This window comes from Streptomyces albireticuli, from assembly GCF_002192455.1.
Lineage (GTDB): Bacteria > Actinomycetota > Actinomycetes > Streptomycetales > Streptomycetaceae > Streptomyces > Streptomyces albireticuli_B.
The window spans coordinates 1,326,032-1,346,974 of record NZ_CP021744.1 but is presented as its reverse complement, the minus strand read 5'-3'; the positions used below and the strand labels follow the sequence as shown (position 1 = coordinate 1,346,974).

Sequence of the window (20,943 nt, the reverse complement as noted above, 5' to 3'; positions counted from 1 at the left end):
GCGGCAGCTCCGCGGACGCCTCCAGGGCCTCCGCCGTACGGCCCGCGTGGTACAGGGCGAAGGACAGCTGGGTGCGGAAGCCCTCGTGCTCCGGGTACTCCTGGACCAGGGCGCGGAGTTCGGGGACGACCTCGGTGTGCCGGCCCAGGCGCAGGCGCGCGTCGATGCGCAGGGCCAGGGCCGCGCACCGGTGCCCCTCGATGTCCCGCAGCCGGTCCGCCATGCGGCGGCTGTGGCGCGGCACCCCGGCGAAGGCGGGCCCCCGGTACAGCAGCAGCGCCTGCCCGACCGCTTCCTGGCAGCGCTCGTACGCGCCGGCGTGGAGCTCCTCGCGGGCCGTGCCGAGCAGGTCGACGAACCGCTCGTGGTCGGTCGTCGTCACGTGCAGCACATAGCCGACCGGGTGCCGCTCCAGCGTGGCCATGCCCGAGCCGGGGCCGCCGGCCCGCTCGATCCTCTTGCGCAGCAGATGGACGTAGTTCTGCAACTGGGCACCGGCGTTGGCCGGCGGGCTGTCCCCCCACATGTCCTCGACGAGGGTCTCCGGAGGGACGACCCTGTGCGGCTCCAGCAGGAGGGCGGCGAGCAGGCTGCGCTGCCGGCCCGCCGAGGGCGTGACGTCGACCGCGTCGACGGTCAGGACGGGCGGGCCGAGGATGCTCGCCTCAGTCCTCATCGTGCCACCCGCCGCCGGTGACGAGCCGCTCCCGCTGCCTCAGCAGGGCGGGTGGCCGGAGGCCGTAGTCGCTCTGCCAGCGGTCGAGTTCGCCCGTGACCAGGTCGAGGGCGCGGGCGCGGGCGCCGGAGCGGCAGAGCGCCGTCGCCAGCAGGACGACGAGCGCCTCGTCGCCCGGGTGCTCGGCGTGCAGGTCCAGCAGATCGGCCGTCACCCGCGCCGTGGACCCCGCCGCCAGCAGGGCGCTCGCCCGGCGTTTGCCCGCGTCCAGGCGGAGGTCGGCGAGGCCGCGCCGGGCGCTCGTGAAGTACGCGGAGGGCGGGAGGTCCATGAACGGCTCACCCCGCCACAGGGACAGCGCGGTGTCGAAGAGCGCGGCCGCGCCCGCCGGGTCGCCGTCCGCCGCCGCGGCCTCCGCCCGCCGGCAGAGCTCCTGGAAGCGGGTGGCGTCGACGGCTTCGGGGTCCGTGTGCAGGACGTAGCTGACGCGGTCGGAGGGCTGTCCCGGATGGGTGACCAGGCGGGGCTCGGGTCCGTACGCGCCGAACAGCCGCCGGAGGTGGTGCACATGGACCTGGATGGCGGCGACGGCGGACGCCGGCGGTGGTCCCGTCCAGATCCGGTCGCGCAGGGCCGCGACCGTCACCGCCCGGCCCCGGGCGAGCAGCAGGGCGGCGAGGACCGCGCGCCGCTGGGGCGGGCCGAGGGGGACGGGACGGCCCGCGTGCTCCGCCGTCACCGGACCCAGCAGCCCGAACCGAAGTTCCGTCACTTTCGCCCCCCTTGGCCCTCGGCCCCCTGGCCGGCCGTCCGGCGCGCGGACGCGCCCGGCCCGCTCCCAAGGTAGCAGTCCGTTCAGCCGCCGTTAAGTGAGCGCAGAGCAAAGACAGAGCGCCGGGCGATCGCGCGTTTCTCAAGTGTTTATCGCGGCGTGGCACCATCACGGGAAAGCCTTCCGTGACGTGCCAGTCCGCGATGGCTCGGGCAGGGACCTTCCGGGGGTGGTAGCCCGGGGTCCCGCCTGTCCGTATGGGAATCGCACATCCACGCGCAAGAACTCCCGTTCGGGGCCGTGGTGTTGTGTGCGCTCTTTACGTACTGCCAACTCTGGTCCGCAGGTGCCCATTTGAGCTACCGTCGAATCACTCGCCGCGTCGTGGTGCGTGGATCCGGGACCTCCTACCAAGGCCCCTCCACGGATGCGCGCGCCTCTCGCGCCGAGTCGCAGGAAACCCGTCGGACTGGCACCGTCGCAAGGAGAGCGCTGACATGCATCCGAATCCAACCGTGTGGTGGCTGATGGCCGGGGTCGTCGTGGCCCTGGCCTTCTTCGTACTCGTGGGCTATCTGGCCAGGGTGCTGCGGGCGACACGTCGCCTGCCCGTCGTGATCGCCGCCATCGGCGGACTGATCGCGGCCCTGCCCGGAGTGCTGTACGCCCTGTACTACGTGGTGAACGCGACCACGGTGTGAGGCTGTAGCGCCTGGCGGCCGGCCGGGCCCCGTGCCCGGCCGGCCCGCCCTTGGGCGTCGTCGCTCCCGCCGCCGTCGTAGGCTCCGCGAGGCCGAAGTGGGCGCCGGCCACCCGGCGTTCGACGGCATCGCACGGGCGGTGCGTCCGGGACCGACGCCGATCGGACGGGTCAGCCGTTCGCCCCGCCCGGCGGCACGCCCTCGACCGACACCTCGTTCGCGCAGAGGACCCTGAAGTCCAGCCCGCCGAACGCCACATGCTGGCAGGCGCCGTCCGCCACCGCGTCCGTCAGGTCCAGCGGCCGCTCGTCGGCCACCGCCGCGGGCACGGCCGTCAGGACGACCGATCCGGCGAGCACACAACCTGCCATCACCTTGGCCCAAGGCTTCACGGTGCTTCCTCACGTCGAAGTCCAAGAGTGTCGGCCACCCTAACGACCGACCCGGGCGGTGGTTCCGCGAACGCGTGCGGACGGGGGAACGGCCCGGTGCGACGCCCTACCCCCGGCTCCGGTACAGCTCCTCCACCTCCCGCGCGTACACCTCCTCGACCACCTTCCGCCGCAGCTTCAGCGACGGCGTCAGCAGTCCCCGCCCCTCCGTGAACTGCCCGCCCAGTATCCGGAAGGCCCGGATCGACTCCGCCTGCGAGACCATCGTGTTGGCGGCCACCACGGCCCGCCGCACCTCGGCCTCCACGTCCGGGTCGCGGACCAGCGCCGACCACTCCGGCGCGGGCCTGCCGCGCATCCGCATCCAGTGCGTGACCGCCTCCTGGTCCAGGGTGATCAGCGCGCCGACGTACGGGCGGTCGTTGCCGACGACCACGCAGTGCGAGACCAGGGGGTGCGCCCGTACCCGCTCCTCCAGCGGGAGCGGGGAGACGCTCTTGCCGCCGGAGGTCACCAGGATCTCCTTCTTCCGCCCGGTGATGGTCAGATAGCCCTCCGCGTCCAGCGCGCCGAGGTCACCGGTGGCGAGCCAGCCGTCCCGCAGGACCGCCTCCGTCGCCTTCGGGTCGTCGAGGTAGCCGGCGAAGACCTGCCCGCCGCGCAGCCACACCTCGCCGTCGTCCGCCAGCCGCACGGACGTGCCCGGCACGGGCTGTCCGACGGTCCCGAAGCGGGTCCGCCCGGGCGGGTTGGCGACCGCGGCCCCGGTGGTCTCCGTCAGGCCGTACCCCTCCAGGACGGTGACCCCGGCGCCCGCGAAGAACAGCCCCAGCCGCCGGTCCATCGCCGAGCCGCCCGACATCGCGTGCCGCACCCGGCCCCCCAGCGCCTCGCGCACCTTCGCGTAGACGATCCGGTCGTAGAGCCGGTGCCGGCCGCGCAGCGCGGCGCCCGGCCCGGGGCCCAGGCCGAAGGCGCGCCGCTCCCGGGCCTCCGCGTAGCGCACCGCGACGTCGACGGCCTTCTCGAACGGCTCGCCGCGGCCCGCGCTCTCGGCCGTCCGCCGGGCCTCGGCGAACAGCCTCTCGAAGACGTACGGCACGGCGAGGACGAACGTGGGCCGGAACCCCCGCAGGGCCGGCAGCAGCTCGGCGGCCGTGAGCTCCGGCTGGTGACCCAGCTTCACCCGGCCGCGCACCGCCGCCACCTGCACCATCCGCCCGAAGACATGGGCCAGCGGCAGGAACAGCAGCGTGCCGGCCTCGTCGCCGGGACGGGAGCGGAAGACGGACCCGTAGCGCGCGACGACGTTGTCCGCCTCGGCCATGAAGTTGGCGTGCGTGAGCACACAGCCCCTCGGGCGGCCCGTGGTGCCCGAGGTGTGCACGACCGTGGCCGGGGACGCGGGCGTCACCGCCCTCCGGTGCCGGTGCACGACCTCGTCGCCGATCCGCTCGCCCGCGGCGGTCAGCGCCGCGACGGCCCCCGCGTCCAGCTGCCACAGCCGGGTCAGCCGCGGCAGCCGGTCGACGACCGAGCCGACGGTCATGGCGTGGTCCTCGTGCTCGACCACACAGGCGGTGACGCCCGCGTCGCGCAGGATCCAGAAGACCTGCTCGGCGGAGGCCGTCGGGTACAGCGGCACCGGCTGCGCGCCGATCGACCAGAGCGCGAAGTCGAAGAGGGTCCACTCGTAGCGCGTACGGGACATGACGGCGACCCGGTCGCCGAACCGCACACCCTCCGCGAGCAGGCCCTTGGCCAGCGCCAGGACCTCGTCCCGGAAGGCCGCCGCGGTCACGTCACGCCAGGCGCCGCCGGCGTCCCGGCGGCCCAGCGCGACCCCGCCGGGGTCCCGCTCCGCGCGCTCGAAGACGGTGTCCGCCAGGCCGCCGACGTGGGGGGACGTCACCAGGGGTGGGACGGTGAACTCGCGCAACTGGCCGCTCCTCCGTGCTCCTGGCGGCGTTCCGCACACGCCGCTCCGCACAGCGCGGTGACCGTACCCGATCCGGAACCACCCCGAACCCTTTTCGGCACCGCGCCCGTTCCGCTTCCGTGCGGATCCGGTGCCGCTCCCGCGTCGATTCCGTGCCGCTCCCGGCCCGGCCCCGCCGCTCGCGGCTCCTCGGCTCCTTCCGTCCCCCTTCCTACCCGCGTTCCGGCTCCGCCCCGCGTCCGTCCGGGAACTCCGGGCTCCCGGACCCGGCGGCCCCGGCCGCGGGGACGTGCAGCCGGTCGCCCGCGGCCAGGATCGCCTCCGCGAGCGCCTCGGCCGGTCCCCGCGCGGCGCCGTCGGGCGCGGCGCCGTGCAGCAGCACGACATCGACGGCGCCCAGGTCCGGCAGACCGGCCCGGGCCGGGACCCGCACCAGGCCCGGAGGGATCATGCCCCGGGTGTGGGCCATCACGCCCAGCCCGGCGCGGGCGGCCGCCACCAGGCCGTTGAGGCTGCCGCTGGTGCACGTCACCCGCCAGGCGCGGCCGTGCCGCTCCAGCACCTCCAGGGCGCGGGCCCGGGTCACCGCGGGCGGCGGGAAGACGACCAGCGGCAGCGGACGGTGGGGCTCCAGGCGCAGCCGCTCGCTCCCGATCCACACCAGCCTGTCCCGCCAGACCAGGCGCCCGTGCGGCTGGTCCGGGTGGCGCTTGGCGAGGACGAGGTCGAGGCGGCCGGCCGTGAGCTGCTGCTGGAGCGTCTCGGAGAGGTCGACGGTGAGCTCCAGGTCCACCTCCGGGTGCTCGCGCCGGAAGCCCTCCAGGATCTCCGGCAGCCGCGTCAGCACGAAGTCCTCGGAGGCGCCGAACCGCAGTCTGCCGCGCAGCCGGGTGCCCGCGAACCAGCCGGCCGCCCGCTCGTTCGCCTCCAGGATCGTCCGGGCGAAGCCGAGCATCGCCTCGCCGTCCTCCGTCAGCGCCACGCCGTGCGTGTCGCGCGCGAAGAGCTGCCGCCCGGCGGCCTCCTCCAGCCTGCGGACCTGCTGGCTCACGGTCGACTGCCGGAGCCCCAGCCGGTGCGCGGCCTGGGTGAAGCTCAGGGTCTGGGCGACGGCCAGGAAGGTGCGCAGCTGCGTCGGATCGAACACATGTCGAGCCTAACGTCATATCGTCATACGTGATAACAGTCAGTGTGGTGAACGGGGTTCCCGATGTGCCTGGTCAGAGGGAGGCTGGAGCCATGCGACGCCCCTTCCTCCCCGGCTTCCTCGCGCGCGTACGCGTGCCGCGCGTGCCCTTCGACCCCTACATAGCCGCCCTGCTCGGCACGGTGCTGCTGGCCGCGCTGCTGCCCGCGCGGGGCGCCGCCGCGCCCGTGGCGAACGGCGCCTCCACCGGTGCGGTCGCCCTGCTGTTCTTCCTCTACGGTGCCCGGCTCTCCACCCGCGAGGCGATGGACGGCGTCCGCCACTGGCGGCTGCACCTGACGGTCCTCGCCTGTACCTTCGTCCTCTTCCCCCTCCTCGGCCTCGCCGCCCGCGGCCTCGTCCCGTACGTCCTGACGCCCCAGCTCCACGCCGGCCTGCTGTTCCTGTGCCTGGTGCCGTCGACGATCCAGTCCTCGATCGCCTTCACCTCCATCGCGCGCGGCAACGTCGCGGCGGCGGTCTGCGCGGGCTCCTTCTCCAGCGTCGTCGGCATCGTCCTCACCCCGCTGCTCGTGGCGCTGCTGCTGGGCGGACACGGGGGAGGCTTCTCCGCGCACTCGCTGGTCTCGATCGTCACCCAGCTGCTGGTGCCCTTCGCCGCGGGCCAGCTGCTGCGCCGCTGGGTCGGCGGCTTCCTCACCCGGCACAAGAAGGTGCTGGGTTACGTGGACCGGGGCTCGATCCTCCTCGTCGTCTACGCCGCCTTCAGCCAGGGCGTCGTCCGCGGCATCTGGCACCAGGTCACGCCCCTGAGGCTGCTGGCCCTGGTCGGCGTCGAGGCGGTGCTCCTGGGTCTGATGCTCACCCTCACCACGTACGGCGCGCGCCGGCTGGGCTTCGGCCGGGAGGACCGCATCACGATCGTCTTCTGCGGGTCGAAGAAGAGCCTGGCCGGCGGCCTGCCGATGGCGGGGGTCCTCTTCGGCGCCCAGGCGAGCCTGGCGGTCCTGCCGCTGATGCTCTTCCACCAGATGCAGCTGATGGTCTGCGCGGTCCTGGCGAAGAGGTACGCGCGGCGGGCGCCGGAGGCGGTGGAGGCGCCCGGGGCGGTGCCCGCGCCCGCGGCTGCCGGGACGGCGCCCCGGCAGGGGCAGGTCCGGCCGGCCTTGGAGGACACCGCGAGGTAGCGCGGACGGGGGCCCGCGGCGTCGGCCCCGGTCACGGCAACGGCCGGGTGGAGGAGGACGCCCGCACCCCGTCCAGCGGCAGCCACACCACCGCCCGCCCCGCTCCCCGCCCGGCCCGGACCGCCGCGACCTCCCCTTCCGGCAGCCCCCGCCCGAACACCCGCACGTCGTCGAGCTCCCCGGCGAGATACGCCCGGCCGTCCGGCTTCTGCCCCAGATACGCCCCGAACGTCGACCCGCGGCTCACCGACCCCGGCACGTCGGCCACCCACGAGGCGGCGTCGTCGACGGTGAGCGTCAGCCGCCCGCCCGCGCGCCGCAGGGCCACGAAGTGCCACCGGCCGTCGCCCGGCGGGGCGACAGCGGTCCGGAGGGTCGCCGTCCGGGCGGGGCCCGGCCCGGACACGGCCGTGACCTGCGCGGACACCCTTCGCACGGCCGCCTCCCAGCGCACGGCCACCTGTGGCGCGCCGCCTACCCCGCCCAGCCACAGCAGGGGCTGCTCGCCACGCGGCGTGCCGCCGCCGCGGAACCACAAGGTCGCCGTGAAGTCCTTCTCGCCGAGCGGCAGCGAGTCGCGGTAGGGGAGCCGTACGGCGTCGTCCACGCCGTCGAAGGCGAGCGCGCCGCCCCACCGGCCGGCGACCGGCCGGGCGCCCCCGAGGACGTACGCGCCCGGCGCGGCCTGCCCGTCGGCCCCGTTCCGGCCGCCCGTCCCGCGGTCCGCTGTGGTGGTGCCGGGCCCGGTGCGCGGCCCCAGCCACTCCTCGGTGAAGCGGGCGAAGCGGATCTCGTCGCGGGCGTTGCCCTTGCCGGCCTCGTAGAGCAGGCCGGCCGTGCCCGGGGAGACGACCGCGAGGTCGGAGTAACCGGACCAGTCGGTGGTGACGCGCGCGCCGTGCTCGGCGCTCTCCCAGGTGTGCCCCTGGTCGTAGGAGGAGCGGATCGTCATCGTGCGGCGCCGGTCGGGGTCGGCGGGCACGGAGAGCAGCCAGCGGCCGGGGCGCAGCGCCGTGACCGAGCCCTGGACCATGGGTGCGGCGAGGTCGGGGAGGGCGCGGAAGGGTGCGGTGAAGCTCTCGCCGCCGTCGCGGCTGACCGCGTCGTCGCGGTGGCCGAGGTCGGTGCCGTTCTGCTCGCGCCCGTTGACGTAGACCGTGCCGTCGGTGCGCTCGGCGAGGGTCAGTTCGGAGGGCATCTGGCGGAAGGTGCCGTCGGGGGCGATGGGGTGGGTGTCGACGGCGCCGAGCCGCCAGTGCCGGCCGCCGTCGTCGCTGAGGGCGAGGGCGGCGTGGTTGGCGGTGCCGCGCGTGCCGTCGTGGCTCTCGGCGTTGACGCCGACGACCAGCCGGCCGCTGTCGGGTCCGCGGGTGAGCTGGATGCCGTGGCCGGGTCCGGTGGCGTACCAGGAGTTCCAGCCGGGCGGGCGCAGCGACCTGGTGAGGTCGCGCGGCCGGGACCAGCGGCCGCCGGCGTCGTCGCTGTACTGCACGTGCGGGGTGCGGTCGCAGGGCACGTCGCAGTTGGCGGCGTCCTGCCGGCCCTTGTTGTAGGTGGTGACCAGCACGACCCGGCCGGTGGCGCGGTCGACGACGGGGGCGGGGTTGCCGTGGGTGTCGCCGTCGCCCTCGTCGACCAGCTGGAGCGGCCCCCAGGTGCGGCCGCCGTCGGCGGACCGCTTGAGGACGACGTCGATGTCGGTGGCGTCGCCGCAGTTGCCCTTCCGGCCCTCGGCGAAGGCGAGCACCGTGCCGGGGGCGGGCCCGGCCACGAGGGCCGGGATCCGGAAGCAGGAGTACTCGCCGGGCGGGCCGTCCTGCGCCGCGCTGAACAGGACCCGCTCCTCGAAGCCGGTACGGGCCGGGGGAGCGGGGTCCGCCGTGGCGCGGGCGGGTACGGGGTGGGCGGCGAGGGCCAGCGCGGCGGCGGTGACGCCGGCGGCGGTGAGGGCGCGGGCGTAAGGGACCCTGACGGTGCGTCGGGGACCCGGGAGCCCGGGGGCGTGGCGGAGGGGAGGAGCCGGGACAGCCCGGGCGGGAGCCGGCGGGATCGGTGGTGTCGGGGACCCGGTGGGGGGTGCGGCGCCATGGCCCGGCCCTTTCGCGTCGAGGCACGTGGTGGCATGTCGTGACACGTAAAAACCGGACGCTCTGACTCCAGGCCCGGCGAGGCCGAACGTACGGTGCCCCCGGCAACCCCACAAGGCGGGTTCCGCCAAAGAGCTCACACGGGTCGCAGCACCACCTTGCCCAGGTTGACGCGGGACTCGATGATCTCGTGCGCCCGCGCGGCCTGCTCCAGCGGCAGCTCGGCGTGCACGCGCGGGCGCAGCCGCCCGGCGGCGAACTCCTCCCACAGCTCCCGTCGCCACCGTTCCATCAGCGCGGGGTGGTGACGGGCTATCAGGGCCATCTGGAAGCCGATGACGGACTTGGCCCCGACGAGCAGGTCGTACGCCTCGAAGGTGCCGCCGCCCGAGCTGTAGGCCACCAGGCGGCCCCCGGGTGCGAGGGCGGCCAGGGCGGGGGAGAGGAGCTCGCCGCCGACGGCGTCGAGGATGATGTCGACGGGGGCGAAGGGCAGCGGCGCCGGGCCGGCCAGCTCCTCGTACGTCACGACCTCGTCCGCGCCCAGCGACCGTACGAAGTCCGCCTTCGCGGCCGAGCCGACCGCGGCGACGACCCGGCTCGCGCCGCGCGCCGCGGCGAGTTGCACGGCGAGGTGCCCCACGCCGCTCGCCGCGGCCGTCACCAGCACGGACTCGCCCTCGGCGGGGCGGGCGGCCGCGTAGGCGCCGCGGGCGACCAGGCCGGAGCGCACCAGTGCGACGGCGGCGGTGGCGCTCGCGCCCTCGGGGACGTGCGAGGCCATGGAGGAGAGCAGGAGGGAGTGGTCGGCGTAGCCGTCGCCGAAGCACAGCCCCGTGACGCGGTCGCCGGCCGCGAAGCCCGTCACGTCCGGCCCGACCGCGACGATCCGGCCGGCCACCTCGCCCCCGAGGCCGGCGGGCAGCGGCAGCCCGCCCTCCCGCACCTTCCGGACGGCCGGCAGGGTCACGCCCACGGCCTCGGTGCGCAGCAGCAGTTCGCCGGGGCCGGGGGCGGGCACGTCGGCCTCCTCGACCCGCAGGACCTCGGGGCCGCCGTTCTCGAAATACCGGACGCGACGCACGCGCACCTCCCAGATGTCGTTGGTGGTCCCAACGGTATGTGAATTTCATTGGGAGGTCCAATGGTTTTGTGGGTAGGGTCGGGGCATGGAGAACGAGACCGCCGGGGCCGCACCCGTTTCCCGGACCGGGGCTGCCCGTACTTCCCAGGCCGCAGTTGCCCGTACTTCCCAGGCCGGGGCCGACCCCGCTTCCCAGGCCGGGGCCGACCCCGCTTCCCAGGCCGGGGCCGACCCCGCTTCCCCGGCCGGGGCCGACCGGGACGCACCGGCGCTGACCCGGATCCGCGCCCTCCCCAGCTGGCAGCTCAACCGCGCCTCCGCGCGCGGCCGCCGCCTGGTGAGCGAGGCCCTCGCCCGGGAGGGCATGCGGATGCCGCACCACGCGGTGCTGTCGGCCGTGTCGGACCTGGGCCCCGTCGCCCAGGCCGAGCTGGGCCGTACGACCGGCTTCGACCCCAAGGACATGGTCGGCATCCTCAACGACCTCCAGGCCGCGGGGCTGATCACGCGCGCGCCGGACCCGGCGGACCGGCGCAAGAACGCCATCTCGCTCACGGACGAGGGCGGGCGGCGGCTGGTACGGCTGGCGGAGCTGGGGGACGAGGCGAACGAGGAACTGCTGGCGGGGCTGACGCCGGGGGAGCGGGAGCGGTTCCTGGAGCTGCTGGGGAAGGTGGCGGAGGGGTGAGGGCCGGGCCGGGGCGGCCGCCCCGGGCCTGAGCGGCCGGGGTGGCCGGGACTAGGCGCCGTCGTCCGCCGCGCCCCCGTCCAGCACCACCCGCTCCTCCCCCGCGTAGACGTTCATCGACGCGCCGCGCAGGAACCCCACCAGCGTCAGCCCCGTCTCCGCCGCCAGGTCCACCGCCAGCGAGGACGGCGCCGACACCGCCGCGAGCACCGGGATCCCGGCCATCACGGCCTTCTGCGCCAGCTCGAACGACGCGCGCCCCGACACCAGCAGCACCGTGCCCGACAGCGGCAGCAGCCCCTGTTGCAGGGCCCGTCCGACGATCTTGTCGACCGCGTTGTGCCGCCCCACGTCCTCGCGGACGTCCAGCAGCTCGCCGTCCGCCGAGAACAGCGCGGCGCCGTGCAGCCCGCCCGTGGTCTCGAAGACGCGCTGCGCCTCCCGCAGCCGGTCGGGGAGGGTGGCCAGCAGTTCCGGGGTGAGCCGCATCGGTGACGGGCCGTCGGAGACCGGGTGCCGCGCGGTGGTCCGTACGGCGTCCAGGCTGGCCTTGCCGCACAGGCCGCAGGACGAGGTGGTGTAGACGTTGCGTTCGAGCGCGATGTCGGGGAGCGGCACGCCGGGGGCGAGGCGCACGTCGACGACGTTGTACGTGTTCGAGCCGTCCTCCGTGGCGCCCGCGCAGTAGACGATGCGTTCGAGCTCGTCGGCGGTGGCCAGGACGCCCTCGCTGACCAGGAAGCCGGCCGCGAGCGCGAAGTCGTCGCCCGGGGTGCGCATGGTGATGGCGAGCGGCTTGCCGTTGAGCCGGATCTCCATCGGCTCCTCGGCCACGAGGGTGTCCGGGCGCGTGCCGACCGCTCCGTCGCGGATGCGGATGACGCGGCGTCGTGAGGTGACCCGTCCCATGGCGATCAGTCCCGTGGTGGTGAGGAGAGCGGACAAAGCGAACGAAGCGGAGCGAACGGCCGGGGCGGACCGCTCGGGCCCTCGGACGGTCTGCCCGCAAACGGTCTCACGTGACGTGGGCCTCATCGCAGCCGGGCACCCCTCCGGCGGCCCCGCACCCTGGCTACTGTTCGGTAGCAGTACGCGACAGTCGTACGTGTGAGCACCGCGCGCCACCTCCTTGCCTCGACCGTGCACCGAGAGCGGAGACCTGCGATGGCACCGAGCACCGACCTCACCCGCACCGACCTCACCCTCAAGCCCGGCACCGAATGGGCCACGGCCTGGCAGCGCTGCCTCGCCGCGGCACCCGAGGCGTTCCGGGGCGAGCGCGTCCTCAACCTCTGGAACGGCACCTGGCGGCCCGACGGCCGCCCGCTCCCCGCCACGACCCCGGTCGACGGCACCCCGATCGCGGGCCCGCCCCGCCTCGACGCCGCCACCGCCCACCGGGCCGTACGGGCCTCCCTGGACCAGCACCGCGCCTGGCGGAACGTACCGCTCGCCGACCGCAAGGCGCGCGTGCGCGCCACCCTCGACGCGCTCGCCGGGCACCGCGACCTCCTCGCCCTCCTCCTCGTCTGGGAGATCGGCAAGCCCTGGCGGGCGGCGCGGGCGGACGTGGACCGGGCGATCGACGGCGTGCGCTGGTACGCCGGGGAGATCGACCGCATGACGGAGGGCCGCGGGCCGCTGCCCGGCCCGGTCAGCAACATCGCCAGCTGGAACTACCCGATGAGCGTGCTCGTCCACGCCATGCTCGTCCAGGTGCTGGCCGGCAACGCCGTCGTGGCGAAGACGCCGACGGACGGCGGCCTGGCCTGCCTGACCCTGGCGAGCGCCCTCGCCGCCCGCGAGGGGCTGCCGGTGACGCTCGTCAGCGGCAGTGGCGGCGAGCTCTCCGAGGCCCTGGTACGCGCCCCCGAGATCGGCTGTGTGTCCTTCGTGGGCGGCCGGGACACCGGCGCGCGGGTCGCCACGGCCGTCGCGGACCTGGGCAAGCGCCACATCCTGGAGCAGGAGGGCCTTAATACCTGGGGCGTGTGGGACTTCACGGACTGGGAGGCGTTCGGCTCGCGGATCCGCAAGACCTTCGAGTACGGGAAGCAGCGCTGCACGGCGTACCCGCGGTTCGTGGTGCAGCGGTCGGCCTTCGCGGACTTCCTGGCCGTCTACCTGCCGGCCGTGCGGGCGCTGACCCTGGGGCACCCGCTGGCCGTGGCGTCACCGGACGACGACCTCCCCGAGCTGGACCTCGGCCCGCTGATCAACGCGGCCAAGGCCAAGGAGCTGACGGACCAGGTGGCGGAGGCGATGAACCGCGGCGCGATACCCCTGCACCGCGGCGAGCTCGCCGCCGGCCGCTTCCTGCCGGGCCAGGACACGAGCGCGTACGTGGCACCGGTCGCGCTCCTCAGCCCGCCGCCGGCGTCACCGCTGCACCACGCGGAGCCGTTCGGCCCGGTGGACACGATCGTCCTGGTGGACACGGAGGCCGAGCTGCTCGCGGCGATGAACGCGAGCAACGGCGCGCTGGTGGCCACGCTGTCCTGTGATGACCGGGCGACGTACGAACGCCTGGCGCCGCAGATCCGGGCGTTCAAGGTGGGCCACGGCGTACCGCGCTCGCGCGGGGACCGGGAGGAGCTGTTCGGAGGCTTCGGGGCGTCGTGGCGCGGGGCGTTCGTGGGCGGGGAGCTGCTGGTGAGGGCGGTGACGGAGGGGGAGTCGGCGGAGGAGCGGGTGCCGGGGAACTTCCCGGACTACCACTTGATGCCGTAGGAGACCGGGGGCCGGGGCCTCATCCGATGCCCTGCCGGTCGGGAAGCAGGGCGAACTCCCGGTCGGCGGGCTCGGGCACCGCGAGGTCGACGGCCTGCCGCAGGAGCGTCCGGTGCCGTACGAGCGGTGGGTGCCGGTCTTCGGGGGCGAGCCGCAGCAGGTCGTCGAGGGCGGCCATGAGCCGGCGGGTCACCTGCGGGGCGCCGATGGCGCAGCCGCGGATCTCGGCGAGGCCGAGGTCGACGAGGTCCTCCCAGCCGGGCAGGTCCTGCACCAGCCGGACCGCGCCCTTCCGGTCGTAGTGGCGCAGGGCGCCGAGCGGCCGGCCGGCGACCGCCGCGAGGATCTGCACGATGCGGTCCAGGCACTGCACGGCGGTCGTCGGATCGTTGACGGCGGGGGAGAGGGCCCGCTGGGCGATGTCGGAGAGCTGCCGCAGGCCGAAGCCCAGGTCCTGGTGGAAGGTCCGCTCCACCCCGACGGAGACGGTGTACCGCAGGGCCCGCCGGCCGGGCGCGGGCCCGCCGTGCACGGCCAGCACGGGCGTGCCGGGGACGACGAAGTCCCCGATGCGCGGGATCAGCCGCAGCACCAGGCCGTGCCGCCGCGCGACGCGCACCAGCCGGGCGATGTGCACGTCGCGCAGCACCCCGGCCCGCCCCCGGTGCGCCACCTCGCCCGTGACCTCACCCGGCACGACGGACTCGTCGTCCGCCCGCCCTCCGGCTTTCTCCAGCATCCGGAAGGTCTCGCGGGTGATCCGGTCGATGACGTGGCTGACCCGCATCAGGCGCAGCGTGGAGTTCACATACACGACGAACAGCACCAGGCTCACCAGCACCATGACCACACAGGTCACGCTGGAGAACACCGGCACCGTCTCGACGGTCCGCGGGTCGGTGTCCCCCTGGTAGGAGGCCTGCACCAGCAGCGCGAACAGGAAGGTCGCCAGGAAGACGGCGAACGTGCACTTGGTGATCCGGCTGCGCACGTAGAGCCGCACCACGCGCGGTGAGAACTGCCCGCTGGCCATCTGGAGCGCGACGAGCGAGATCGAGAACACCACACCGATGAAGGTCAGCATCGCCGAGCCCACGGTCGTGATGATCGTCTTGGTGTCGTCCGCGAGCTCGATCAGCGTGGAGACCGCGCCGTAGTCCCCGTCGTCCTGAAGCGTCCGGATCAACAACCCGTCGAGCTCCAGCACCCCCACCGCCGCCACCGCGGCCCCCACCAGCCCCACGGTCGGCGTGAACCAGAAGGTGTCCCGCAGGTGCTCCCGCAGCGGCGACAACGCCCGCGGCCGCCACCGCGCCCCACCCGGCGCTCCGAGATGTCCGTCATTGCCCATAAGAAGACCTTATGTCCGGCGCAGATACCCAGGTGAAAGGCACTCCGAAACCTTGGTATTGTTGTCCATGTCGCCGCGGGGAACGCCCCGCTGAGACAAACACCTGGTCCGGGTGGCGGAATGGCAGACGCGCTAGCTTGAGGTGCTAGTGCCCTTTATCGGGCGTGGGGGTTCAAGTCCCCCCTCGGACACAAGATGAAACCCCACTTCACGTGGGGTTTTTCTGCTTTTCCGGGTGATGGCGCGGCCGGCCGCGTGACCTACGGCGCGGTGACGGGCCGGGCGCCCGGCGATCTTGCCGACCGGCCCCTGCGCGGGCCGTGATCCCGGACGAAAGCCCTGGTCAACGGTGCTCCGAACCCTTGATAGAGTTGTCCATGTCGCCGCGGGGAACGCCCCGCAGAGTCAGACACCTGGTCCGGGTGGCGGAATGGCAGACGCGCTAGCTTGAGGTGCTAGTGCCCTTTATCGGGCGTGGGGGTTCAAGTCCCCCCTCGGACACCAGCAGGAACCCCAGTTGACCTGGGGTTTTTCTGTTTTTCCGGGCTGGATCGCACGTCCGCGTGACCAGTGCGTGACCAGTAGGATTCGGGTTTTTCTGCGACCGGCAGCGTGACCAACCACGAGACGACCGGCCGGGAATCTTGGATCAGGCCGCGAGGCGAGCCAGGCCGATCCGGCCGGCGCTACGTCCGGCCAGCGCCTTCGCCGCGTCCGGTCGACGCTTGCCGTAGCGTTCCATCGTGTAGCCGGGGCTGTGGTGCCGGGCGTTCGCGGAGACCTCGACCGGGCTTTCCTTGGCGTTGAGGTCGTTCGTGATCTTGCTTGCCCGCAAGTCGTGCAGCCGGAAGTCCTCGGGCAGGTGGAGCCGGTTTCGAAGGGTGCGCCACCGCGCCGTTACCTTCTCGGGGTCCTGGGGGGCCGCCGGCCTCGCCCCGGTACAGCTTGAAGCCGTCCCGGGCGTACACGAGGTCGTGATCGACCCAGAGGTCACCGAGTCTCTCCTTCTCGTACTGCTGGCGCTCCCACTGCCACCGCAGCACCCTCATGAAGGCTTGATCCACGTAGATGATCGCGCCCTTGTCGCCGTCCTTGGTCAGCTTCCGCAGTCGGTAGGTGTTGCCTTCCTCGACCACGACCCACGCCAGCTCGATGGAGCACTCTTCCCAGTTGATGAGTGACCACTTCCACCCCAGGATTTCGCCGCGGCAGCATCCCGTGACGGCGTACGACGTCCACAGCGGGGCATCGCGGAGGCAGTGGTGCGTCAGGCCCCCGTCACACTTCGAGTTCCCGCATGGCGTCCAAATGTCGTCGAGAAACTTGCTCGTCTCGCTGTCGGACAGTGTGGGGAAATCCGGTTCCGCTGCTCGGATCATCCGCTCCGTCGGAGGGTGAGCCTCCTTGCAAGGGTTGTGCTGGAGCAGCTTCCGCGGCCCCGTGACCGAGTCGAAGGCAGCACTTAGGATGTTGTGGACATGGCGGGCGCCCTTGACCCCGAGCGGCTTGCCCTTGTTGGTAGGGCGGGGTTCGCTCTGGAGGTAGGCGTACAGCGCGTCCAGGCCCTCGTCAGTCACCTGCGCCACCAGCGCATCACCGAGGAGAGGCTTGATGTGCAGCCTGATCTTCGGCTCATAGCCTTGCTTGGTGGTGCCCTCGACCTGATGCTTCTTCAGCCACCGGTCCAGCAGCTCCCCGACCGTGAGATCGGGGCGGTAGAGGGTCTCAGCGGCCTTGATCGGGAGCTTGGGAGCTCCCCGAGGGAGGGTCTCGGAGTTGCCCGCGCGGGGGTGGCCAGCTAACAGGGCCCCTGCTGTCGCGCAGGATTCCGCACCGAGTGCCGACCCGCCTTGAATGTGCGTTCACCTGCTTGAGGGGCAGCCAAGAAGCCGGGTGACATCAAGTCACGCCTTGAGCAGGGCGATGTCAGCAATGCGTGCAGACATCCTTCGCACAGCCTGGGAACTCTTGAACGGCTTCAGCCGGAGCCGCATCGTGTCAAAGTGCGCGTCCCCCCTGGCAGATGAGACATGTTCATAGTCCTCCAGGAAACGTGTCCACGATTCGCAGGCTGCTTCGAGGTGGCCGTACTCAAGCTGGCGTTGTGCGAGCACTCCGTAGAAATGAACCCGACCTTGCCGCTCTTGGGGAGGTTGTACCTTTAGGGCCTGTTGCAGCGCTTTGATCGAGCCTGGTAGATCCTTACTCTCGTACAGCACATGAGAGACGTGAAAGGCGTAAGAAGACTGGTCGTATCCACCGATTGACTCGCGCCGATTGTCAGCCTTCATCAGGGCGGTTTCAGTGGCGGCCAGCAGCCGCCGCGCGCGGCGGTGGTCGCCCACCATCGCAGTGGCATGGGCCTGTTGCCCTGCGAGGAAGGCCTGAAGTCGCGGCCCAGTTTTCGGGGCGGCTTCAGCCGCCGAATCAGCAAACTTTAGGGCTAGGGGCCCGTACCCAAGGTTGGAAGCCTGAAGGCTCATACCGCGTAGGGTGCGGCAGTACGTCACGTGATCCTCTGCACGGTTCGCCAGCTTCAATGCCTTGACGTAGTAGTTCTGGGCAGTTCCGTGGTCCCGCTCGTACATGGCCATCCAGCCAGTCAGATAGACGAGGTCCGAGGCCGCTGCCCAGAAGTCTTTCCTCACTGCATCTGTGGCTTCGGCTCGAAGCCACGGAACCACCGTGTTGACGAGGAATGCCGCCGCCATTGGCCTTGCGTGTGCCCCGCCAAGCTCGTCCAGAATATCCGCGATTTTGTCAGTCATCTTCCGAACAGCCGCGACCTGCCCAGCGCCGATCCTCACAGTCTGCTTCCCTGGGACCGCAGGGAGGGCTTCCACAGCGCGCGCAGGCCCCGCGAACGACGGCACCACTAAAGCCGCGGAGAACAAGCCGGCTGTGGCTACGAGCCCTCGGCGAGATGGATCCATGTCGGCCCTCCCGAGGTCGACGATTTCTTCCACAGTGTCAAGGCCAGCCGGCACCTCGTCCTCAGCGGCGCGCGGCAATCCAGCCTCCGCGTGAGTCACAGTACGACGTAGCTTGCGCGAGAGAGCTTCAACGATCAGCCGTCTGACCGGGGGCTTGGGGACAGTTCCCCCAATCCAGTGTGAAACAGCCGATTGGTCGTAGTGCAACGTCAACCCTGCCTCAGCGCCCATGCGGTTGATGATCAGCGCGAACTGCGAGCGGGACCATTTGGCCTGCACAAGCAGCCGTCCCAGGCCCTCATTGGGTGTACGCGCGGAGGTCGCCATGCCTCTGACTCCCCACAGATTGCGTTGCGTTCATGGCTTTCATGCTCTGGCCGTCTCTTCACAGTACCGCCGTGCGTAGCTGTGCGGTTGCGTAGTGCGCAGGTCGGACAACCCACGGAAGCAGCTCGCTGGGAGCGGTGCAGTTGGCTGAAGCGCCGGGATGGCTGAGGCAGTACGCGACCGTCCGACGCGGGATACGCGGAGGCTCGAACAGATGATGAACGCAGCGCAGGAACCCCCCGTTTGGGTGGTGGACACGCGAAAGGGGTGCTTGGGGCAGCGCATGGACAAGGTGGGCCCGTACGTGCAACTGCGAGCGCCCGGAGGCGGCCGGGAGTGGGACGCCGACCCGGAGGCACTCAGGCCGGCCAGCGCAAGGGAAATGCGGCAGGCAGGCGTGACGGAAGCGCCGACGAACGGGGCCGGCACGGCGACGAGACGTGCGTTTACGACCGGAAGCGGCGGCATCATCCAGCGGCCGGAGGGCGAGCCCATTCCGTACCCGCTGGTGGGTGACACGTCGATAAAGGCGCTGGAGCCGGTACGCAGAAGGGGCCGGTTGTGCTGATGCTTCGGCGGATCTTCGGGCTGCCGGTGGTTCCCGTAGCACACACCAGCGGACGCCCGTCCATGCCGCGTGAGCCGGAGAAGCCGCCCTGCTCGGAATGCATCGAGCTGGGCATCGCCCTCACCGCGGCACGCGGGCTTGGCGACCGCGTGGCGGAAAAGCGCATTCAGGAGCAGATCGTCAGCCACTTCGACGAGGCGCACTGCACCTAGACCGCCTGCCCCTCTGCCGGATGGACCCATCGGATTCCTATGGGTTGCCCTTCCTCCCCCCTACTGGCACAGGGGCGGGCTCCAAGCCCCCGTCCAGACGTCAGATGTCGCGTCCAGCGCCCGGACGGGGTTCCAGACGGAACTACGAAGAGGGTGATGCCCCTATGGGTGGTTGGGCAAGTGGCTCCGGACATCCGGCCGACCAGGAAGAGGGCGACGGTATCGAGCACGACATCAACAATGGTGACGGGAACAACGAGGACCCCACCAAGTGGGGGAAGTAGCCATGTCGAGAACGACGACGCAGAAGCGACAGGCGCGCGAACGAGCCCGAGCCGCTCAGGCGGACATCATCAAGCGGTACCGCGCCGGCGAGTCCATGAACAGGCTGGCCACGCAATACGAGGTCAGCGAGCCGTGGCTGTGCGACCGGTTGGACGAGTGGAAGGAACCGCGCCGCGACAGGGCCGCAGCTCTTGAACTGCGCCGTGATCCCTCCTTGGGTAAGCCCACCGGCCAGTAAGCCTCACACTTCCGCCATCGGCGGGGACGTCCCGGGGCGTCGGCATCTCCATCAGCCGGTGGCCCACCCGATGACGGGTGCTCGTCCCGACGTAGGGAAGCGGACGAGCAACCCCGCGCCCAGCCGGGCCGGGACCTGACGAGAGAGAGGAGGCCGCGGAATGCCCGCGACCACCAACCCCAACACCGAGACCGCCGACCCCGAGGTCATCGGAAGCGACACCGAAACCGCCGACAACGAGCCCACCGTTCCCGACGACCAGAGCGAGCAGCCCGAGGCCATCGACCTGGTAGGCGCGGTGCTCGCCAACTAAGTCGGAGCTCCGCGCACACGGTACCGGCGGGGAAGTGCCACCTTCCCCGCCGGGCCGAACACCCAGTAACCCCCAGACAGAGGAGAGGATCACCCATGGGCGATCCCAGGTTACGCACGTGTCCGAGCCCGCGGAAGCTCGGATTCGCCTGGCTCGAAGTGACGGGATTCTGCAACGAGTCCTGTGACCACTGCTATGCCGATTCGGGTCCCAAAGGGACTCACGGCATCATGACCGTTTCGGACTGGCAGCGCGTCATCGATGAGTTCGCCGCAATCGGCGGACGCGACGTTCAGTTCATCGGCGGGGAGCCGACCCTGTACCCCCACCTGGCCAGGCTGATCGGTCACGCGCACGGCGCGGGACTCGGCATCGAAGTGTTTTCCAACATGACCGTCATCCGAGACCCGCTCTGGGAGGCGTTCAAGTCCTACGGCGTCAAGCTGGCGACGTCGTACTACTCCGACGATGCAACCGAGCACGACAAAGTGACGAACCTTCGCGGCGCGCACAAGATGACCCGGGCGAACATCCGCAAGGCCGTGGAGCTCGGCATCCCCATTCGCGGGGGCGTCGTCGCGGTGAGCACACAACAGCGCGTCCGCGAGGCGGTCACCGACCTTCAGGAGATCGGGGTTGACCACGTCGGCGGTGACAGGACACGAGCCTTCGGGCGGGCCAGCAAGGGAGCCACCCCTTCAGTCAACGATCTCTGCGGACACTGCGCACTCGGACAGGTGGCCATCGGCCCCGACGGGGCAGTGTGGCCGTGCGTGCTGGGACGCTTCATCACCCTGGGCAACGTGCGCACGACCCCGCTTACCGAGGTGTGGAACAGCCCTCGGACGATCGATGCTCGCGCAGAGATCGCGGCAGCTCACGGGCTGAAGCCAGCCCAAAGCTGTACCCCGCCGCAGTTCCTCCCGAGCTGCGGCCCCTGCGGCCCCTGTGTCCCCTCTGTGGCGCACTGTGACCCGAGGGAGGCCGACAGCCAGCTGGCCACAGCTACGATCGGCGCACCCGCGTGAAGCTGATCCAGTAGGAGCACGCCATGGTTGATCACGGAGACGACTTCGGTGCCTGGCTCGGGCAGAGCCATGGCCGTGCCGTCGAGCGTTCGGACGAGGAATGGCTCACCGTCGCCCGATACGTGCGGCACGCCGCCAACAAGCTCAGCCGCACCGATCTCCCCCTCTGCCTTCCCGGGGAGCCTCAGGAGTGCGGGCGCCCTGCCCAGCAACACGTAGTGGCCTGGTCAGCGCATCTCAAAGCGTTGGCGCACCACCTCATCGAGGAGGCCGCGCCCACACCCG

The 20,943-nt window shown here is 72.0% G+C and carries 19 protein-coding genes, 2 tRNA genes and 1 pseudogene; 11 read left to right on the top strand and 11 right to left on the bottom strand.

The features are described from left to right. Positions 1 to 76 precede the first annotated feature (76 nt). Positions 77 to 676, bottom strand: a pseudogene (locus SMD11_RS37215) (AfsR/SARP family transcriptional regulator); the annotation flags it as partial. Next, positions 666 to 1,448 carry an AfsR/SARP family transcriptional regulator gene (locus SMD11_RS05800; RefSeq protein ID WP_087925403.1) on the bottom strand — a complete coding sequence of 261 codons (783 nt, stop codon included), beginning with the start codon at positions 1,446 to 1,448 and terminating at the stop codon, positions 666 to 668. The pseudogene SMD11_RS37215 and the gene SMD11_RS05800, both read right to left, overlap by 11 nt. 497 nt (positions 1,449 to 1,945) lie before the next feature. Between SMD11_RS05800 and SMD11_RS05795 the strand changes: the two genes are divergently transcribed. After that, positions 1,946 to 2,149, top strand: a complete 204-nt coding sequence (locus SMD11_RS05795; protein ID WP_087925402.1) for a hypothetical protein — start codon at positions 1,946 to 1,948, stop codon at positions 2,147 to 2,149. Between the two features lie 170 nt (positions 2,150 to 2,319). Here SMD11_RS05795 and SMD11_RS05790 read toward each other — a convergent pair whose 3' ends face one another. The 3 genes from SMD11_RS05790 to SMD11_RS05780 form a co-directional block, all read right to left on the bottom strand. Then, positions 2,320 to 2,508, bottom strand: a complete 189-nt coding sequence (locus SMD11_RS05790) for a hypothetical protein (protein WP_087925401.1) — start codon at positions 2,506 to 2,508, stop codon at positions 2,320 to 2,322. Between the two features lie 139 nt (positions 2,509 to 2,647). Continuing rightward, a complete protein-coding gene (locus tag SMD11_RS05785; RefSeq protein WP_087925400.1) occupies positions 2,648 to 4,480 on the bottom strand; it encodes an AMP-dependent synthetase/ligase in 1,833 nt (610 codons plus the stop codon). Positions 4,481 to 4,691: 211 nt separating this feature from the next. Next, entirely contained in the window at positions 4,692 to 5,627 is a 936-nt protein-coding gene (locus tag SMD11_RS05780) for a LysR family transcriptional regulator (RefSeq protein ID WP_087925399.1), read from the bottom strand. 92 nt (positions 5,628 to 5,719) lie between these two features. Here SMD11_RS05780 and SMD11_RS05775 point away from each other — a divergent pair, with 92 nt between their 5' ends. Next, entirely contained in the window at positions 5,720 to 6,814 is a 1,095-nt protein-coding gene (locus SMD11_RS05775; RefSeq protein ID WP_087925398.1) for a bile acid:sodium symporter family protein, read from the top strand. A gap of 31 nt (positions 6,815 to 6,845) precedes the next feature. On the opposite strand, the gene SMD11_RS05770 is transcribed toward SMD11_RS05775, so the two are convergent. Both SMD11_RS05770 and SMD11_RS05765 read right to left on the bottom strand, forming a co-directional pair. Further along, positions 6,846 to 8,948, bottom strand: a complete 2,103-nt coding sequence (locus SMD11_RS05770; protein WP_234365918.1) for a sialidase family protein — start codon at positions 8,946 to 8,948, stop codon at positions 6,846 to 6,848. Between the two features lie 89 nt (positions 8,949 to 9,037). Next, positions 9,038 to 9,985: a quinone oxidoreductase family protein gene (locus tag SMD11_RS05765; RefSeq protein ID WP_087930305.1), complete on the bottom strand. Its 948-nt coding sequence runs from the start codon at positions 9,983 to 9,985 to the stop codon at positions 9,038 to 9,040. A 271-nt stretch (positions 9,986 to 10,256) separates the two neighbouring features. Here SMD11_RS05765 and SMD11_RS05760 point away from each other — a divergent pair, with 271 nt between their 5' ends. Continuing rightward, complete coding sequence (locus SMD11_RS05760; RefSeq protein WP_234366351.1) at positions 10,257 to 10,673, top strand: MarR family winged helix-turn-helix transcriptional regulator; 417 nt, start codon at positions 10,257 to 10,259, stop codon at positions 10,671 to 10,673. 51 nt (positions 10,674 to 10,724) lie between these two features. On the opposite strand, the gene fdhD is transcribed toward SMD11_RS05760, so the two are convergent. Next, complete coding sequence (gene fdhD, locus SMD11_RS05755; protein WP_087925396.1) at positions 10,725 to 11,582, bottom strand: formate dehydrogenase accessory sulfurtransferase FdhD; 858 nt, start codon at positions 11,580 to 11,582, stop codon at positions 10,725 to 10,727. A 255-nt stretch (positions 11,583 to 11,837) separates the two neighbouring features. On the opposite strand from fdhD, the gene SMD11_RS05750 reads away from it, so the two are divergent. Next, a complete protein-coding gene (locus SMD11_RS05750; protein WP_087925395.1) occupies positions 11,838 to 13,403 on the top strand; it encodes an aldehyde dehydrogenase family protein in 1,566 nt (521 codons plus the stop codon). A 19-nt stretch (positions 13,404 to 13,422) separates the two neighbouring features. Here the strand turns inward: SMD11_RS05750 and SMD11_RS05745 are convergent, their stop codons facing one another. After that, positions 13,423 to 14,754: a DUF2254 domain-containing protein gene (locus SMD11_RS05745; RefSeq protein WP_087925394.1), complete on the bottom strand. Its 1,332-nt coding sequence runs from the start codon at positions 14,752 to 14,754 to the stop codon at positions 13,423 to 13,425. 106 nt (positions 14,755 to 14,860) lie between these two features. Between SMD11_RS05745 and SMD11_RS05740 the strand changes: the two genes are divergently transcribed. Together SMD11_RS05740 and SMD11_RS05735 are read left to right on the top strand one after the other, a co-directional pair. Further along, positions 14,861 to 14,945 (top strand) — tRNA-Leu (locus SMD11_RS05740). Between the two features lie 225 nt (positions 14,946 to 15,170). After that, positions 15,171 to 15,258, top strand: a tRNA-Leu gene (locus SMD11_RS05735). Between the two features lie 145 nt (positions 15,259 to 15,403). Here SMD11_RS05735 and SMD11_RS05730 read toward each other — a convergent pair. Further along, complete coding sequence (locus SMD11_RS05730; protein WP_087925393.1) at positions 15,404 to 15,589, bottom strand: hypothetical protein; 186 nt, start codon at positions 15,587 to 15,589, stop codon at positions 15,404 to 15,406. A gap of 643 nt (positions 15,590 to 16,232) precedes the next feature. On the opposite strand from SMD11_RS05730, the gene SMD11_RS05720 reads away from it, so the two are divergent. Continuing rightward, the gene (locus SMD11_RS05720) at positions 16,233 to 16,556 is read left to right on the top strand and encodes a hypothetical protein (RefSeq protein ID WP_159395228.1); all 324 of its coding nucleotides are present in this window, start codon (positions 16,233 to 16,235) and stop codon (positions 16,554 to 16,556) included. 102 nt (positions 16,557 to 16,658) lie between these two features. Here SMD11_RS05720 and SMD11_RS05715 read toward each other — a convergent pair whose 3' ends face one another. Further along, a complete protein-coding gene (locus tag SMD11_RS05715) occupies positions 16,659 to 18,014 on the bottom strand; it encodes a hypothetical protein (RefSeq protein ID WP_087925390.1) in 1,356 nt (451 codons plus the stop codon). A 561-nt stretch (positions 18,015 to 18,575) separates the two neighbouring features. On the opposite strand from SMD11_RS05715, the gene SMD11_RS05705 reads away from it, so the two are divergent. The 4 genes from SMD11_RS05705 to SMD11_RS05695 all read left to right on the top strand — a co-directional run bounded on the left by SMD11_RS05705 (position 18,576) and on the right by SMD11_RS05695 (position 20,658). Beyond that, positions 18,576 to 18,794, top strand: a complete 219-nt coding sequence (locus SMD11_RS05705; protein ID WP_087925389.1) for a hypothetical protein — start codon at positions 18,576 to 18,578, stop codon at positions 18,792 to 18,794. A 286-nt stretch (positions 18,795 to 19,080) separates the two neighbouring features. Beyond that, the gene (locus tag SMD11_RS05700) at positions 19,081 to 19,317 is read left to right on the top strand and encodes a hypothetical protein (protein ID WP_087925388.1); all 237 of its coding nucleotides are present in this window, start codon (positions 19,081 to 19,083) and stop codon (positions 19,315 to 19,317) included. A gap of 160 nt (positions 19,318 to 19,477) precedes the next feature. Beyond that, positions 19,478 to 19,630 (top strand): hypothetical protein, encoded by a 153-nt coding sequence (locus SMD11_RS35315; RefSeq protein ID WP_159395227.1) that lies wholly within the window; start codon positions 19,478 to 19,480, stop codon positions 19,628 to 19,630. A 95-nt stretch (positions 19,631 to 19,725) separates the two neighbouring features. Next, positions 19,726 to 20,658 (top strand): radical SAM/SPASM domain-containing protein, encoded by a 933-nt coding sequence (locus SMD11_RS05695; RefSeq protein ID WP_087925387.1) that lies wholly within the window; start codon positions 19,726 to 19,728, stop codon positions 20,656 to 20,658. Positions 20,659 to 20,943: the final 285 nt, after the last annotated feature.

Excerpts from the sequence above, each read along its gene's own strand:
- SMD11_RS05795 (WP_087925402.1), top strand. The coding sequence starts at position 1,946 with ATGCATCCGAATCCAACCGTGTGGTGGCTGATGGCCGGGGTCGTCGTG.
- SMD11_RS05775 (WP_087925398.1), top strand. The coding sequence starts at position 5,720 with ATGCGACGCCCCTTCCTCCCCGGCTTCCTCGCGCGCGTACGCGTGCCG.
- fdhD (WP_087925396.1), bottom strand. The coding sequence starts at position 11,582 with ATGGGACGGGTCACCTCACGACGCCGCGTCATCCGCATCCGCGACGGA.
- SMD11_RS05750 (WP_087925395.1), top strand. The coding sequence starts at position 11,838 with ATGGCACCGAGCACCGACCTCACCCGCACCGACCTCACCCTCAAGCCC.
- SMD11_RS05745 (WP_087925394.1), bottom strand. The coding sequence starts at position 14,754 with ATGGGCAATGACGGACATCTCGGAGCGCCGGGTGGGGCGCGGTGGCGG.
- SMD11_RS05720 (WP_159395228.1), top strand. The coding sequence starts at position 16,233 with ATGGCGGGCGCCCTTGACCCCGAGCGGCTTGCCCTTGTTGGTAGGGCG.
- SMD11_RS05715 (WP_087925390.1), bottom strand. The coding sequence starts at position 18,014 with ATGGCGACCTCCGCGCGTACACCCAATGAGGGCCTGGGACGGCTGCTT.
- SMD11_RS05700 (WP_087925388.1), top strand. The coding sequence starts at position 19,081 with ATGTCGAGAACGACGACGCAGAAGCGACAGGCGCGCGAACGAGCCCGA.
- SMD11_RS35315 (WP_159395227.1), top strand. The coding sequence starts at position 19,478 with ATGCCCGCGACCACCAACCCCAACACCGAGACCGCCGACCCCGAGGTC.
- SMD11_RS05695 (WP_087925387.1), top strand. The coding sequence starts at position 19,726 with ATGGGCGATCCCAGGTTACGCACGTGTCCGAGCCCGCGGAAGCTCGGA.